Genomic DNA, 14,819 nt, shown 5'->3' on the forward strand with positions numbered 1-14,819 from the left:
AATTAAATGTCTAACTTTTTGGGGTCAGTACAAATGCGGTAAGGGATTTTTCAAATCTAAAAGTATTCAATTAACCAAAGAATTTCTTAGCGATATCTTGACCTTGTTTAATTTTAGCCCATTGTTGTGGTGTTGCCAACTCATTACCTGAGTCACATGAGGCGAAACCACATTGGTGAGAAAGGAAGAGACGCTCTTTAGGAAGGATTTGACTAGCTTTTTCAAGTAAGTCAAGAACACGTTCTTCGTCATCAAGTTCAGTTGTTTTAGATGACAAAAGTCCTAGTACAACTTCAGCTTTGCTATCTTTGAGGGCTTCGAGAGCCTTGATATCACCAGCTGTATCGCTGTCCCATTCAAGGAAGAAGCGATCATAGTGTTGCTCTGCCAAGAACTTCTTAGCAATGGCTTCGTAAGTTCCTTCGGCAGCAGAACGGCTTTCATAGTTACCACGGCAGTTGTGTGTCCAAACCGTTAAACCAAGTTCGTGGGCATAGTCTACAACCTCGTTATTGATAGCTACAAACTCATCAGCCAATTCTGCCAAATCAGAATTACCTTCCGCAAAGAAACTTGCAGGGTTTGATGGGTCAAAGAGTTCCCAGAGACAGTCGTCAAATTGAACAATTTTTCCACCTACAGCCTTGTATTCTTCCAAGAATTCTTTATAGGCATTAATCAAACCTTTTTTGAGGTCTTCGTTTGTTTCATATACTTGACCAGGACCAGCCAAACGGTCAAAGATAGCAAGTTCAGTATAAGCATGAGCCGGGCCCCAGATAGTTTGCTTAGTATCTTCATCACCAGCTTCAGCCTTAACCAATTTGTAGATATCTAGATAATGGTGGTTTTTACCTGAGAGTGGTTCGGTGATACGAATACCAATATCTTTACGAGTCTCATATTGTCCGCCGTCGTGATCTTTAAATGTATAGCCATGCTCTGCAATATAACGTTCAATACCTTTGAGACCCCAGACAAAGTCCAAGTGCCACATAGAACGCCCAAACTCACCATCAGTAAGGATGTCAATACCATTAGCCTTTTGGTCAGCCACAATTTGCTTAATATCTGCGGTTTCAGTTTCTTGATAACCAGGGAGGGCATCGTAGAAAGGATACTGGATGTCGTCACGGTGCTCGATTTCGTCCTTGTATTTACGGAGATCTGCAGGACGAAGGAGAGAACCAACTAATTGAAATTTAGATTTTGTCATAAGATTCACCTCAAAATAAGTTTTTACATCTATAATACTTTTTATTTATTTCGATTGAAAATAGTTATTTTCTTTCTGTGGGTATAGTTTAAGACTATATAAGGTTTTGGTCTGCAAAATGATACTTCCTATGGTAAAATGAAAAGAAAACAATGAAGGTTGGGAACATGCAAAAAACATTTTTTATTATTAAACCAGATGCTGTAAAACGACACTTGATGGGACAAGTGATTGATCGTATTGAACGTCGTGGCTTTATTATTGAACGAATGGAAATGCTGACACTTAACGAAGAACGTCTTAAAGAACATTATGCTCAATTGGTTGATAAACCTTTTTTTCCTAGCATTGCAGAATTCATGATGTGTGGTCCATCAGTGATTGGCATTATTTCTGGTCCAGGTGTTATCAAGTCATGGCGTGATATGATGGGAGCAACTAATCCAGGCGATGCTGCTCCTGGAACGATTCGTGGAGACTTTGCAACAGCACCAGATGGTGACATGATTCCAAATATTGTTCATGGCTCTGATTCAGAGGAATCTGCGGCTCGAGAAATTCAGATTTGGTTTGGTGAGTAGGATGGATTTAGCACAGATTCAGTTTGATATAGCCAAGGGTGGACTGTTAATTGATGTCAGGAGTCCAGAAGAGTATGCAGAAGGACATGTTAAGGATGCCCTCTTAATACCTCACACCCAGTTTTTCTCTGCTGACATTCCAGCTGAAAAAGACGCTTCCATTTACCTCTATTGTAAAATGGGCCCTCGTGCAAAATTTGCTGCATCAGTTCTTAAAGAGCGAGGCTATACTAAGGTGACTAATCTAGGTGGCTTGGACGATATGGAAGCACTAGGTTTTGAATTTGAAGAATAATAGAAATAAGGTCACCCAGGAGTGGTCTTATTTGTTTTCAGAAAAGTTTGATAATTACTTGACAACGTTTTTATAAAGGGGTAGAATTTTAATCGAGTTAAGACAAAGCCTATGAAAAATGACTTTGCCAGAACTTGACTAACTTAGCGTATTCCAATTGAGATAGGACTTGTAATTAAGCCTATGACTTCAATTGGTAGAGGAGGATTTCGTATGTCAAAAGTTGCTATTGTTACAGGTGCAGGTCAAGGTATTGGTTTTGCGATTGCAAAACGTTTGGTTGAAGATGGTTTTAAAGTCGGAGTATTGGACTACAACGCTGAAACTGCTGAAAAAGCGGTTGCTGAATTGTCAGCAGATAAAGCATTTGCAGTTGTAGCTGATGTGTCTAAACAAGCTGAAGTAGCAGCTGCTTTCCAAAAAGTTGTTGATCACTTTGGCGATTTGAATGTTGTTGTTAATAATGCCGGTGTGGCTCCAACAACACCTCTTGATACAATTACTGAAGAACAGTTCCAACGTACATTTAACATCAATGTCGGTGGTGTTATCTGGGGTGCTCAAGCTGCACAAGCACAATTTAAAGCACTCGGCCATGGTGGTAAAATCATCAATGCAACATCTCAGGCTGGTGTCGTTGGTAACCCTAACTTGACTGTATACGGTGGTACTAAATTTGCTGTGCGTGGTATCACTCAAACTTTGGCGCGTGATTTGGCTGATTCAGGCATCACTGTCAATGCTTATGCACCAGGTATCGTTAAGACTCCAATGATGTTTGACATTGCTCACGAAGTTGGTAAAAATGCTGGTAAAGATGATGAATGGGGTATGCAAACTTTTGCTAAAGATATTACCCTCAAACGTTTGTCTGAACCTGAAGACGTAGCAGCAGCAGTTAGCTTCCTTGCTGGACCTGACTCAAACTACATCACAGGTCAAACAATCATCGTTGATGGTGGTATGCAATTTCATTAAGATTATAAGGGAGAGCGAAAAGCTCTCTTTTTTTGCTTGATAAAACATAATATTTCTGATAATATAATCGTAATTGATTATGATTTAAGAGGAGTCTTCCTATGTCAGATATTTTACACTATATTGTTGAGCATCCATTTTATTGCCTTATTCTATTAGGAGTTGTTGTACTTGCCTGTGGGTTGGGGCCATTTTCAAGTAGTTCAACTGAAAACAAGCGCTCAGCAATTATTAATAAGCACTACAACGATACTTTTAAGAAATAGGAAGGACTAATGCAGTCAGAAAGCAGATATTAGAGATAGGCAAAAGCCTGTCTTTTTTGTATAATAGAAGGTAACGATTAGTTTTTTTTATAATCACAAGTAAGAACTAGGAAGATAAAAATGCCAAATATTGAAGAATTAAAACAACGACAGGAGAAGATTCGTAACTTCTCTATTATTGCCCATATTGACCATGGGAAATCAACCCTTGCTGACCGTATCTTGGAAAAGACTGAAACAGTGTCAAGTCGTGAGATGCAGGCGCAACTTCTTGATAGCATGGACCTTGAGCGTGAACGTGGAATCACTATTAAACTAAATGCCATTGAGCTTAACTATACAGCTAAAGATGGTGAAACATACATTTTCCACCTTATCGACACCCCGGGACACGTGGACTTTACTTATGAGGTGTCACGTTCTCTTGCTGCCTGTGAGGGTGCCATCTTGGTGGTGGATGCAGCTCAAGGAATTGAAGCCCAAACTCTTGCCAATGTTTACTTGGCCCTTGATAATGACTTGGAAATCTTACCTGTAATCAATAAAATTGACCTTCCAGCTGCAGATCCTGAACGTGTGCGTACAGAGGTTGAAGATGTTATCGGACTAGATGCTTCTGAAGCTGTGCTTGCATCAGCTAAGGCCGGTATTGGTATTGAAGAGATTCTCGAGCAAATCGTTGAGAAAGTGCCTGCACCTCAAGGTGACGTCGAAGCACCTCTCCAAGCCCTTATCTTTGACTCCGTTTACGATGCTTACCGTGGGGTTATCCTCCAAGTGCGTGTGGTTAACGGAATGGTTAAACCAGGCGATAAGATTCAAATGATGTCTAATGGCAAGACTTTTGATGTTACTGAGGTTGGTATCTTCACACCTAAAGCTGTTGGACGTGATTACCTTGCGACAGGTGATGTTGGTTATATCGCAGCCTCAATTAAGACTGTTGCGGATACCCGTGTCGGTGATACCGTGACACTTGCAGATAATCCAGCTGCAGAGCCACTCCATGGCTATAAGCAAATGAACCCAATGGTGTTTGCAGGTCTTTACCCAATTGAGTCAAATAAATATAACGACTTGCGTGAAGCCCTTGAAAAACTCCAGTTGAACGATGCCAGTCTTCAATTTGAACCTGAAACGTCTCAAGCCCTTGGTTTTGGTTTCCGTTGTGGTTTCTTGGGTCTTCTTCACATGGATGTTATCCAAGAACGTTTGGAACGTGAGTTTAACATCGACCTCATCATGACAGCACCATCGGTAGTTTACCATATTAATACTACTGACGGTGAGATGCTTGAAGTGTCTAACCCATCTGAGTTCCCAGATCCTACACGCATTGATGCTATCGAAGAGCCTTATGTTAAAGCTCAAATCATGGTTCCTCAAGAATATGTTGGTGCGGTTATGGAGTTGGCACAACGTAAACGTGGTGATTTTGAAACCATGGAATATATCGATGATAATCGTGTTAATGTTATCTATCAGATTCCACTTGCCGAAATCGTCTTTGATTTCTTTGATAAATTGAAATCATCAACACGTGGTTATGCAAGCTTTGACTATGAATTGTCAGAATACCGCCGTTCACAATTGGTGAAAATGGATATTCTCCTTAATGGTGACAAGGTCGATGCCCTTAGCTTCATCGTTCACAAGGAATTTGCTTACGTGCGTGGAAAACTTATCGTTGATAAACTTAAGAAAATCATTCCACGTCAACAATTCGAAGTGCCTATCCAAGCGGCTATCGGTCAAAAAATCGTTGCCCGTACAGATATCAAAGCCCTTCGTAAAAACGTCTTGGCTAAGTGTTACGGTGGTGACGTTTCACGTAAACGTAAACTCCTCGAAAAACAAAAAGCCGGTAAGAAACGTATGAAAGCCATCGGTTCGGTTGAAGTACCACAAGAAGCCTTCTTGTCAGTACTTTCAATGGACGAAGATGAGAAATAAAAGTAATAGTCAGAATGTGATGTTCTGGCTATTTTTGTAAAAAAGTTATGATAAAGAAGATTTTAAGATTTCCCTTCTCAAAGCGTGGAAGGATTTATACTGCGACTTTACTTACACTTTTCCTTTTAGGAAATGCTTATGTCAAACATAAATTTCATGAAAAAGCTGTAGAAGAATTACAGATTGCTCTAAAAGCGGATAAGGTAACTGACAATGAGATTTTTGGTAGTCGCCATCAGTATGTTGCTATTAGTCAGGAAGAACCCACTTACTATAATTCTGAAGATAACGTAGCTACTGAGTTGATTGGTAGAAACCATTTTGTTCGCTATTACGATACCATGAGTAGTCTCCATCAAGCTCATTTGGTAGTTTATGATATTAACAAAGATTTTAAAAAGAAAATTATTAATCTGACTCCATATTTGAAGAAAGTCAAAGATTTTAAGGAAATCAAAGAATTGGCTGTGTCTTTAAGAACGATTGATGGTTATGATTATGTTTTCTTGAGGAATACTCGAAGCGACAAGCAATTCGCTTACAATTTGGATACGAACCAATTTTTAACTAGCAATTTACCAGATTATTCTTATAGTGAGGATGAATTGCTTTATTTTGGTGATAAAAGCTCTGCTCGTAATCAGATGAATGATAGCACCATGTGGGGGTATTTAAAGAGAGAAGGAAACTTGGATGAGCTTTTAAGGAAATCACCAGCCCCAAAGGACAGCTATTTATCTGCTCAGCTAAACCTTATCATAGAAATTGATAATGTGGACACTGCCAAAGAGGAGAGTCAGATTAATCTATTTAACGACAATCCTGAAGTCAAGCATATTTACCAAGAAGCTGTAAATCAGACAACAACAAATAGTAATACAATAAAGAAATTTAAAGTAATGACCCGTCAAGGCAAGGAGGGAGATTTTCCAGCTGGTCCAACTGAGCCAGTGAAAAGGAAAGGTCCTGATGAACCAAGTGAACCAAAGAAAGTTCCAGAATTAAATGTTTTTCCTGATTCGATTTTTCCTGTTAAAACTTTAAGTTTCAGTGAGATTCTTAACAAAAAGGCTCAACAAGACTATCAGAAAGACTATCGAGCTTACGAAAAAGCACGTCAAAAAGTTCAAAAGGATTACGATAGGGAATATAATGCCTATAAAAAGCAATTAGCTCAATATGAGACTTATAGAGATAGAGAGTACGAAACACAATCACAAATCTATTTTTCTCCTGAAGAACAAACAAATGATATTTTACATTGGTTAGGGACAAATGGTGAAAATGCGATTGTGGTTTCCGTGGAGGACAGTGCTGGTATTAAGAAAGATATCCATTCTTTTGCTGATATAAAGGATTGGGTGGACAAACATGATTATGATTCCAGTATTAAGTCAGACTTTAGAGACTACAAAGGTGGCGACTAAGTATTCTTGAATGTCTATGTGGCTTCTACAAACCCATTACAAGCATTTTTCTCAGCTTTAGGCTATAATAGACAAAAAGGAATCTTGGGAGGGCCACTATGGATATCATGAGTTTTATTCCCAGTCAGCGACAGGCTATTTTGGAGCGTTTTCAGCAAGTGGAGGCCTTGGGATTAGGCGCAGTTCGTATTGAATTGAAGGTTGCTAATCCTGTTGGCATCATCTATGAGTGCTTTATTTTGGCAGGGGAGAATTATTTTTCTGATCAAGCAGTGGTATCCTTCCGCATTCTCTATGAAAAGGACTTGGAACGCATTTCTTTGGATGTCGTAGATATCCCTGGTCGCTCAAGCTTGTCTAATTATCTCCAGTTAATAGAGATTTTTGAAGGCTTGCAAAATTATCTTAATCGAGAGTTTGCTAAGGTAAAAAATTCATGAACATCTGATAGTAATCGGGTGTTTCTTTTTGCGATGGAAGTTCAAAATTTCACAATCTTTTTTTCACAAGATTGTCTGAAAACTGTGCTATAATGATAACAGAATTGTGAAGTGATAAAAGTTTGTGAAAAAACGAGCAGACTTTGACACTTTGTGACTTATACTTGAAAGGAAAATTGGCTCTATCATTTTAGGGCCAGAAGGACTGTGTTCATGTCAGAAGAAAAGCAATTGTATGGTGCGGATTTAGTGGTTGATAGTTTGATCAACCATGATGTTGATTATGTCTTTGGGATTCCAGGTGCAAAAATCGATAGGGTTTTTGATACCTTGGAAGATAAGGGACCTGAATTGATTGTTGCCCGTCATGAGCAAAATGCTGCTTTTATGGCTCAAGGTGTTGGACGTATCACAGGGAAACCCGGTGTAGTATTGGTAACATCTGGTCCAGGTGTCTCAAATTTGGCTACTGGTTTGGTAACAGCGACAGATGAAGGAGATCCTGTTCTTGCTATTGGTGGTCAGGTTAAGCGTGCAGATCTTTTGAAACGTGCCCATCAATCAATGAATAACGTTGCTATGCTTGAACCGATTACCAAGTATGCTGCTGAAGTACATGATGCTAATACACTTTCTGAAACGGTTGCTAATGCCTATCGCCATGCTAAGTCAGGGAAACCGGGTGCAAGCTTTATTTCAATTCCTCAAGACGTGACTGATGCTCCGGTCAGTGTTAAGGCTATCAAGCCTATGACAGATCCAAAACTTGGTTCAGCATCTGTTTCTGATATTAACTATCTCGCACAGGCGATTAAAAATGCTGTATTGCCAGTCTTTCTATTGGGGAATGGTGCCTCATCAGAAGCTGTAACTTACTCTATTCGTCAAATTTTGAAGCATGTCAAATTACCAGTTGTTGAAACTTTCCAAGGAGCTGGTATCGTGTCACGTGACCTTGAAGAAGATACTTTCTTTGGTCGTGTGGGTCTTTTCCGTAACCAACCGGGGGACATGTTGCTTAAGAAGTCTGACTTGATTATTGCCATTGGTTATGACCCAATCGAGTATGAAGCACGTAACTGGAATGCTGAAATTTCAGCGCGTATCATTGTAATTGACGTTGAACCTGCTGAGGTGGATACTTACTTCCAGCCAGAACGTGAGTTGATTGGTAATGTTGAAGCAACTTTAGATTTGCTCTTGCCAGCTATTCAAGGTTATAAATTACCTGAAGGATCAGTTGAATACCTTAAAGGGTTGAAGAATAACGTTGTTGAGGATGTTAAGTTTGATCGCCGACCTGAAGAAGGAAAGGTACATCCGCTAGATTTGATTGAAGTTTTGCAAGACCAAACCAAAGATGATATGACAGTCACCGTTGACGTTGGTAGTCACTATATTTGGATGGCTCGCTATTTCAAATCTTATGAACCACGTCATTTGCTTTTCTCTAATGGGATGCAAACTTTAGGGGTTGCTCTTCCGTGGGCCATCTCTGCAGCTTTGGTTCGTCCTAAGACAAAAGTCATTTCTATCTCTGGTGACGGTGGTTTCCTCTTCTCAGCACAAGAATTGGAAACGGCAGTTCGTTTGAAATTGCCAATTGTTCATATTATCTGGAACGATGGCCATTACAATATGGTGGAATTCCAGGAAGAAATGAAGTACGGTCGTTCATCTGGGGTTGACTTTGGTCCTGTAGATTTTGTAAAATATGCTGAGAGCTTTGGAGCGAAAGGTTATCGTGCAACAAGTAAAGAAGAGTTTGCTAGCTTGCTTCAAGAAGCTTTGGCTCAAGCTGTAGATGGACCAGTCCTTATTGATGTTCCAATCGACTATAAAGATAATATTAAACTCGGCGAAACTATTTTGCCAGATGAATTTTACTAAAAAGAGGGTGTAGACATGTCTGAAGCCATAAAATTATTTCAATATAATACTTTGGGAGCCTTGATGGCTGGGCTTTATGGAGGTACTTTAACAGTTGGAGAATTGTTGGAGCATGGAGACTTGGGTTTGGGAACATTAGACTCTATCGATGGTGAGTTGATTGTTCTTGACGGTAAAGCCTATCAGGCCAAAGGGTCTGAGGGTAAGGTCGAAGTGGTTGAAGTTTCTCCTGATGAAAAAGTACCCTATGCAGCAGTTGTACCTCACCAAGCTGAAGTTATCTTCCGTCAACGTTATGAAATGACTGATAAAGAGCTTGAGGATCGTATTGAATCTTATTATGATGGGGTCAATCTTTTCCGTTCTATCAAAATCAAAGGTCATTTTAAACATATGCACGTGCGCATGATTCCAAAATCAAATGCCGATATTAAGTTTGCTGATGTTGCCACACGCCAACCTGAGTACGAGGTAGATAATATTTCAGGTACTATCGTTGGTATTTGGACGCCAGAAATGTTCCACGGTGTGAGTGTTGCTGGGTATCACCTCCATTTTATTTCAGACGACTTGACATTTGGTGGTCACGTTATGGACTTTGTTATTGAAAATGGTATTATCGAAGTTGGTCCAGTTGACCAACTCGACCAACGTTTCCCAGTGCAAGACCGTCAGTATCTTTTTGCTAAATTCAATGTCGATGAGATGCGTGAAGATATTACTAAGGCTGAATAAAATTTTTTAAGACATCATAAATCATAGAAAGAACTTTCCTAGATGATTAGGGAAGTTTTTTTGTTTTTATAATTATTTCGATATCGAAACAGTTGACAGATGTAACGAACAGTGATACAATGACTATGATATTTCGATATAGAAATAAAAAGGAGACAAAAATGGATAAGATGACAGGAGGCTACCAAGCTTTACAGATACGCTTGTTGAACGGGCGTATCTTTCAAAAACTCTTGAGCAAGGAACCAGATGCTCAATACAGAAGTGAACAAGGGAAAATTTTAACAGTCTTATGGCAAAAAGAGCAAGGAAGGGTAACTGCAACTGATATTGCTCTAGCGACGGGACTAGCTAATAACACATTGACTAGCATGATAAAGAAGTTGGTCGAGCAAGGCTTGGTTAAGATTGAACAGAGTGACCAGGACAAGCGCAAGAAGTTTGTAGTCTTGACGGAATTAGGTTGGGCGCAAAAAGAAATTGGAGATTGCGTCAGTCAGGAACTGGGAGAGATATTCTACCAAGGCTTTTCGGATAACGAAATCCAAGAATTTGAGGCCTATCAAGAGCGTATTATAAATAATTTAAAGAAAAAAGAAAACGTGGAATAAGTCATGTCTATTCAAGCACAAAATGCACAAAATCTATACCTTCAAGCCATTCAAGATGGCAGTGTAGCAGAAGCTCAGGCTAGCTCTGTAGGGGATACCTATATCCAACACTCCACAGGGGTTCCAGATGGGAAAGAAGGTTTTGCGGCTTTCTTTGCAGATTTTTTTAAACGTCATCCAGAACGTGATATTAAGATTGTTCGTACCATTGAAGATGGAAATCTTGTTTTTGTTCATGTTCACCAATATCTGAACGGTGGAGAAGCCCAATGGGTAACGACGGATACATTCCGTGCAGATGAAAATGGTCGTATCGTTGAGCATTGGGACGTTATTGACTACTATCGCAAACCTGAAAATGGACAACTAGATCAGATCTTTGGAGATTTTGAAATCAAGGATTTGGGTAAGACAGCAGAAAATAAAAAATTGGTCCGTCGTTTCTTGACAGAAATTTTCCAAAACAAGGAACTCGATCAATGGGAAGACTTTGTGGCAGAGGAACTGATCCAGCATAACCATGAGATTGGGGAAGGAAGCCAAGCTTATAAGAACTACGTACGCGAGCACGATGTGACCTATGACTTTGTTTTCCAACTCTTGGCGCAAGGGAATTATGCAGTTAGTTATGGTCAGGTCTTGATGGATGGAGTGCCTTTTGCTCAATACGATATCTTCCGTTTAGAAAATGGAAAAATTGTTGAGCATTGGGATAATAAGGAAGTCATGCCTAAGGTCGAAGACTTGACCAATAGAGGGAAGTTTTAAGAAGGAGTGCCTTATGAAAGCAGTTGTTGTGAGCAGTCCAGGTGGACCAGAGGTATTAGAAGTTGTCGAACGACAAAAACCAATTTTGAAGGCCGGTTGGACCTTGGTGAAAATTCAAGGATTTGGTATCAATCACAGTGAAATTTTTACCCGTCAGGGTTTATCGCCGTCAGTTCAATTTCCTCGTGTGTTAGGAATTGAGTGTGTCGGTCTTGTGGAAGAAACGACACGACCGGATTTGAATATTGGACAGCAAATCATTTCCATTATGGGGGAGATGGGGCGAGCTTTTGATGGAGGTTATGCAGAGTATACACTTCTCCCAAATGAGCAAATTTATCCAATCAAGACAGAACTTGATTTGGAAAGCTTGATTGCCCTTCCTGAAACCTATTACACAACTTATGGCTCTTTTCTTAATCTCAAGATTGAGGAGAAAGATTGCGTGTTAGTTCGCGGAGCAACCAGTGGTGTAGGAATTGCTTTTGCTAAACTACTTAAAGGAAAATTTCCTGAGATTCACTTGGTAGGAACTAGCCGAAATTTAGTCAAGGAAGACCAATTGAAGGCGGTTGGATTTGATCAGGTGATTTTGGAGAAGGATGGCGTTTTGCAAAGTGAGGAGTCTTTCACAAAAATTCTAGATCTAGTGGGACCTCGTCATATCAAAGATAGTATCCATCACTTAAGTGAAGGAGGAATTATCTGCTCTTGTGGTCAATTAGGTGGCCAGTGGACCTTGGCTGATTTTGATCCAATTGTTGAATTGGCGAAGAATGTTTATTTAACGACCTTTTATTCGGGGAATGTTTCAAATGAAAAGCTCCAAGAGTTGATCGATTTTGTGGAATTGTATCAAGTGGATGTCCGGCCTGAGAAGGTTTATAGACTAGAAGAGATACAAGAAGCGCACACCTATCTTGAAAGTAGCCAGTCCTTCGGGAAAGTAATTGTGAAAATTGAGGAAGAATATGATTGAATATAAAAATGTAGTCCTGCGCTACACGGATACAGACATTTTAAAAGATGTCAATCTCCGTATTGAAGATGGTGAATTTATGGTCCTCGTAGGCCCTTCAGGATCTGGAAAGACCACCATGATCAAGATGATTAACCGTCTTTTGGAGCCAACTGATGGCAATATCTATATGGACGGAAAACGCATCAAGGACTATGATGAACGAGAGTTACGTCTTTCTACTGGTTATGTTTTGCAGGCCATTGCTCTCTTTCCAAATCTAACTGTCGCTGAGAACATTGCTTTAATTCCAGAGATGAAAGGGTGGACTAAAAGCCAAATAGCCTCTAAAACTGAAGAACTCTTGGACAAGGTAGGTCTGCCTGCTGCAGAGTATGCAAATCGCAAGCCAAGCGAGTTATCGGGTGGGGAGCAACAACGGATTGGGATTGTGCGTGCCATCATTGGGGAACCAAAGATTCTATTAATGGACGAGCCCTTTTCAGCCTTGGATGCTATTTCTCGCAAACAGCTACAGGCTCTCACCAAAGACTTGCACAAAGAATTTGGTATGACGACTATTTTCGTGACCCATGACACAGACGAAGCCTTAAAATTAGGCGATCGGATTGCGGTGCTACAGGAAGGAGAGATTGTGCAGGTGGCGGATTCTGAGACCATTCTAGCCCAACCTGCCAACGACTTTGTGGCAGATTTGTTTGGAGGTGCTCACCATGTCTAAACTACTTACAACCTTTCAAGAACGCTTTGGGGACTGGCTCACTGCACTGGGGCAACATTTGCAACTGTCATTACTGACCCTTCTCCTTGCGATTTTTCTGGCGGTCCCTCTGGCTATTTATTTAAGTACACGCAAGAGAGCCAGCAACTGGGTTTTACAGGTAGCTGGGATCTTCCAGACCATTCCTTCCATGGCCCTTTTGGGGCTCTTCATTCCCATCATGGGGATCGGAACACTTCCGGCCTTGACAGCTCTCGTCATCTATGCCATTTTCCCCATCCTTCAAAATACCATCACCGGTTTGCAGGGGATTGACCCAAGTCTAGAAGAAGCAGGGGTTGCCTTTGGGATGACTAAGTGGGAGCGCTTGAAGAAGTTCGAGATTCCCTTGGCCATGCCCGTCATTATGTCTGGGATTCGGACAGCAGCTGTGATGATTATCGGGACGGCTACTCTAGCTGCTTTGATTGGAGCTGGGGGACTAGGTTCCTTTATCCTTCTGGGGATTGACCGCAATAATGCCAGTCTGATTTTGATCGGTGCCCTGTCTTCAGCCTTCTTAGCCATCGCCTTTAACCTTCTTCTCAAATGGATGGAAAAGGCCAAATTGCGGACCATCTTTGTGGCTTTTGCGGTAATGGTTATCGGATTGGGAGTATCTTATACACCAAGTTTTCTTCCCAAACCTGAAAAAGAAAATCTGGTCATCGCTGGGAAGTTAGGTCCTGAACCGGAAATTCTAGCCAATATGTACAAGATTTTGATCGAAGAAAACACGGACATGACAGTGACTGTTAAACCAAATTTTGGCAAGACCACCTTCCTCTATGAAGCTCTGAAAAAAGGGGATATTGATATCTATCCAGAGTTTACAGGAACCGTGACCGAAAGTCTTCTCAAGCCGGCGCCGCAAGTCGACCATGATCCAGAAGCAGTCTATCAAGCGGCTCGAGATGGGATCAAGCGACAAGACAACCTGGCCTTGCTCAAACCCATGGCTTATCAGAATACCTATGCTGTCGCGGTGCCTAAGAAAATTGCCCAAGAGTATGGCCTCAAGACCATTTCAGATTTGAAAAAGGTGGAAGGACAACTCAAGGCAGGATTTACCTTGGAGTTTAATGACCGAGAGGATGGGAACAAGGGCCTGCAGAAAGTCTATGGTCTTAATCTACAAGTCTCCACTATGGAGCCAGCCCTTCGCTACCAGGCTATCCAGTCTGGTGAAATCCAGATAACAGATGCCTATTCAACGGATGCCGAGCTTGCTCGCTATGACCTTGTGGCCCTAGAGGATGACAAACAACTCTTCCCACCTTATCAAGGAGCACCCCTCATGAAAGAAGCTCTTCTTAAGAAACATTCAGAATTGGAAGGCATTCTAAACAAGTTAGCTGGTAAAATCACAGCAGAGCAAATGAGCCAGATGAACTACCAAGTGGGAGTAGCAGGTAAACCGGCTGCCCAAGTCGCACATGATTTCTTGGTAAAAGAAGGTGTTATTAAGAAATAATGGAAAATTTGCACAAAAAGTAACTTTTTAAATAACTATTTTAGTTACTATTTGTCTGTTTTCTATCCTATTTTCAGATATAATAAAGATAACAAATTAAGGAGCCCTTCATGCCAATTAGTCAATATACGATTTCACAATTTATCGTTGATGCTTTTACAGATACCGTTTTTAAAGGGAACCCAGCTGCTGTTTGTCTTCTGGACGAATGGTTGTCGGATAATACCTTACAGAATATTGCCAAAGAAAACAATCTCTCTGAGACAGCTTTTACGGTTAAAAGGAACGGCTATTACGATTTACGTTGGTTTACTCCCGGTGGAGAAATCGATTTGTGTGGTCATGCTACTTTAGCGACTGCCTTCGTTCTCTATCAATTTATAGAAGTGGATGTTGATAGTCTAACCTTTACAACTGAACTGCACCCCAAAAGTTAGACAGAAAAA

The 14,819-nt window shown here is 40.6% G+C and carries 15 protein-coding genes and 1 pseudogene; 15 read left to right on the top strand and 1 reads right to left on the bottom strand.

The genetic code is table 11. The features are described from left to right. Nucleotides 1-70: 70 nt before the first annotated feature. The gene (locus HMPREF2867_RS02605) at nt 71-1,216 is read right to left on the bottom strand and encodes a cobalamin-independent methionine synthase II family protein (RefSeq protein ID WP_002883909.1); all 1,146 of its coding nucleotides are present in this window, start codon (nt 1,214-1,216) and stop codon (nt 71-73) included. Nucleotides 1,217-1,383: 167 nt separating this feature from the next. On the opposite strand from HMPREF2867_RS02605, the gene ndk reads away from it, so the two are divergent. From ndk to HMPREF2867_RS02675, 15 genes and pseudogenes are all read left to right on the top strand, one after another. Next, complete coding sequence (gene ndk / locus HMPREF2867_RS02610; RefSeq protein ID WP_176744097.1) at nt 1,384-1,797, top strand: nucleoside-diphosphate kinase; 414 nt, start codon at nt 1,384-1,386, stop codon at nt 1,795-1,797. Between the two features lies 1 nt (nt 1,798). Next, nucleotides 1,799-2,092, top strand: a complete 294-nt coding sequence (locus tag HMPREF2867_RS02615) for a rhodanese-like domain-containing protein (RefSeq protein ID WP_002883925.1) — start codon at nt 1,799-1,801, stop codon at nt 2,090-2,092. Between the two features lie 213 nt (nt 2,093-2,305). Beyond that, complete coding sequence (locus tag HMPREF2867_RS02620) at nt 2,306-3,070, top strand: (S)-acetoin forming diacetyl reductase (RefSeq protein WP_002883902.1); 765 nt, start codon at nt 2,306-2,308, stop codon at nt 3,068-3,070. Nucleotides 3,071-3,171: 101 nt separating this feature from the next. Then, complete coding sequence (locus tag HMPREF2867_RS11320) at nt 3,172-3,336, top strand: hypothetical protein (protein WP_002883920.1); 165 nt, start codon at nt 3,172-3,174, stop codon at nt 3,334-3,336. 120 nt (nt 3,337-3,456) lie between these two features. Next, on the top strand, nt 3,457-5,289 hold the full coding sequence (gene lepA, locus HMPREF2867_RS02625) for a translation elongation factor 4 (protein WP_070575555.1): 1,833 nt from the start codon (nt 3,457-3,459) through the stop codon (nt 5,287-5,289). A gap of 47 nt (nt 5,290-5,336) precedes the next feature. Then, nucleotides 5,337-6,716, top strand: a complete 1,380-nt coding sequence (locus HMPREF2867_RS02630; RefSeq protein WP_070575558.1) for a hypothetical protein — start codon at nt 5,337-5,339, stop codon at nt 6,714-6,716. Between the two features lie 98 nt (nt 6,717-6,814). Continuing rightward, a complete protein-coding gene (locus HMPREF2867_RS02635; protein WP_064524365.1) occupies nt 6,815-7,156 on the top strand; it encodes a hypothetical protein in 342 nt (113 codons plus the stop codon). A 213-nt stretch (nt 7,157-7,369) separates the two neighbouring features. Beyond that, nucleotides 7,370-9,046: an acetolactate synthase AlsS gene (alsS, locus tag HMPREF2867_RS02640; protein WP_002883917.1), complete on the top strand. Its 1,677-nt coding sequence runs from the start codon at nt 7,370-7,372 to the stop codon at nt 9,044-9,046. 15 nt (nt 9,047-9,061) lie between these two features. Continuing rightward, a complete protein-coding gene (gene budA, locus HMPREF2867_RS02645; protein ID WP_002883899.1) occupies nt 9,062-9,781 on the top strand; it encodes an acetolactate decarboxylase in 720 nt (239 codons plus the stop codon). A 161-nt stretch (nt 9,782-9,942) separates the two neighbouring features. Continuing rightward, on the top strand, nt 9,943-10,392 hold the full coding sequence (locus HMPREF2867_RS02650) for a MarR family winged helix-turn-helix transcriptional regulator (protein ID WP_070575561.1): 450 nt from the start codon (nt 9,943-9,945) through the stop codon (nt 10,390-10,392). 3 nt (nt 10,393-10,395) lie between these two features. Further along, nucleotides 10,396-11,160, top strand: coding sequence for a nuclear transport factor 2 family protein (locus tag HMPREF2867_RS02655; RefSeq protein ID WP_070575563.1), 765 nt, complete (start codon nt 10,396-10,398; stop codon nt 11,158-11,160). Between the two features lie 13 nt (nt 11,161-11,173). Then, entirely contained in the window at nt 11,174-12,139 is a 966-nt protein-coding gene (locus tag HMPREF2867_RS02660) for a zinc-binding dehydrogenase (RefSeq protein ID WP_060971391.1), read from the top strand. Beyond that, nucleotides 12,132-12,860, top strand: coding sequence for an ABC transporter ATP-binding protein (locus HMPREF2867_RS02665; protein ID WP_060971392.1), 729 nt, complete (start codon nt 12,132-12,134; stop codon nt 12,858-12,860). The genes HMPREF2867_RS02660 and HMPREF2867_RS02665 overlap by 8 nt, the downstream gene beginning before the upstream one ends. After that, nucleotides 12,853-14,373: an ABC transporter permease/substrate-binding protein gene (locus HMPREF2867_RS02670; protein WP_037599951.1), complete on the top strand. Its 1,521-nt coding sequence runs from the start codon at nt 12,853-12,855 to the stop codon at nt 14,371-14,373. The genes HMPREF2867_RS02665 and HMPREF2867_RS02670 overlap by 8 nt, the downstream gene beginning before the upstream one ends. A gap of 110 nt (nt 14,374-14,483) precedes the next feature. Further along, nucleotides 14,484-14,792: pseudogene (locus HMPREF2867_RS02675) on the top strand (PhzF family phenazine biosynthesis protein); the annotation flags it as partial. Between the last annotated feature and the right edge of the window lie 27 nt (nt 14,793-14,819).

This window comes from Streptococcus sp. HMSC064H09 (assembly GCF_001812625.1).
Classification (GTDB): Bacteria; Bacillota; Bacilli; order Lactobacillales; family Streptococcaceae; genus Streptococcus.

What these genes read in the sequence shown, in the direction of transcription:
- alsS (WP_002883917.1), top strand. Translation starts at nt 7,370, where the DNA reads ATGTCAGAAGAAAAGCAATTGTATGGTGCGGATTTAGTGGTTGATAGT.
- HMPREF2867_RS02630 (WP_070575558.1), top strand. Translation starts at nt 5,337, where the DNA reads ATGATAAAGAAGATTTTAAGATTTCCCTTCTCAAAGCGTGGAAGGATT.
- HMPREF2867_RS11320 (WP_002883920.1), top strand. Translation starts at nt 3,172, where the DNA reads ATGTCAGATATTTTACACTATATTGTTGAGCATCCATTTTATTGCCTT.
- HMPREF2867_RS02620 (WP_002883902.1), top strand. Translation starts at nt 2,306, where the DNA reads ATGTCAAAAGTTGCTATTGTTACAGGTGCAGGTCAAGGTATTGGTTTT.
- HMPREF2867_RS02660 (WP_060971391.1), top strand. Translation starts at nt 11,174, where the DNA reads ATGAAAGCAGTTGTTGTGAGCAGTCCAGGTGGACCAGAGGTATTAGAA.
- HMPREF2867_RS02670 (WP_037599951.1), top strand. Translation starts at nt 12,853, where the DNA reads ATGTCTAAACTACTTACAACCTTTCAAGAACGCTTTGGGGACTGGCTC.
- HMPREF2867_RS02605 (WP_002883909.1), bottom strand. Translation starts at nt 1,216, where the DNA reads ATGACAAAATCTAAATTTCAATTAGTTGGTTCTCTCCTTCGTCCTGCA.
- ndk (WP_176744097.1), top strand. Translation starts at nt 1,384, where the DNA reads ATGCAAAAAACATTTTTTATTATTAAACCAGATGCTGTAAAACGACAC.
- HMPREF2867_RS02615 (WP_002883925.1), top strand. Translation starts at nt 1,799, where the DNA reads ATGGATTTAGCACAGATTCAGTTTGATATAGCCAAGGGTGGACTGTTA.
- budA (WP_002883899.1), top strand. Translation starts at nt 9,062, where the DNA reads ATGTCTGAAGCCATAAAATTATTTCAATATAATACTTTGGGAGCCTTG.
- HMPREF2867_RS02650 (WP_070575561.1), top strand. Translation starts at nt 9,943, where the DNA reads ATGGATAAGATGACAGGAGGCTACCAAGCTTTACAGATACGCTTGTTG.
- HMPREF2867_RS02635 (WP_064524365.1), top strand. Translation starts at nt 6,815, where the DNA reads ATGGATATCATGAGTTTTATTCCCAGTCAGCGACAGGCTATTTTGGAG.
- lepA (WP_070575555.1), top strand. Translation starts at nt 3,457, where the DNA reads ATGCCAAATATTGAAGAATTAAAACAACGACAGGAGAAGATTCGTAAC.
- HMPREF2867_RS02665 (WP_060971392.1), top strand. Translation starts at nt 12,132, where the DNA reads ATGATTGAATATAAAAATGTAGTCCTGCGCTACACGGATACAGACATT.
- HMPREF2867_RS02655 (WP_070575563.1), top strand. Translation starts at nt 10,396, where the DNA reads ATGTCTATTCAAGCACAAAATGCACAAAATCTATACCTTCAAGCCATT.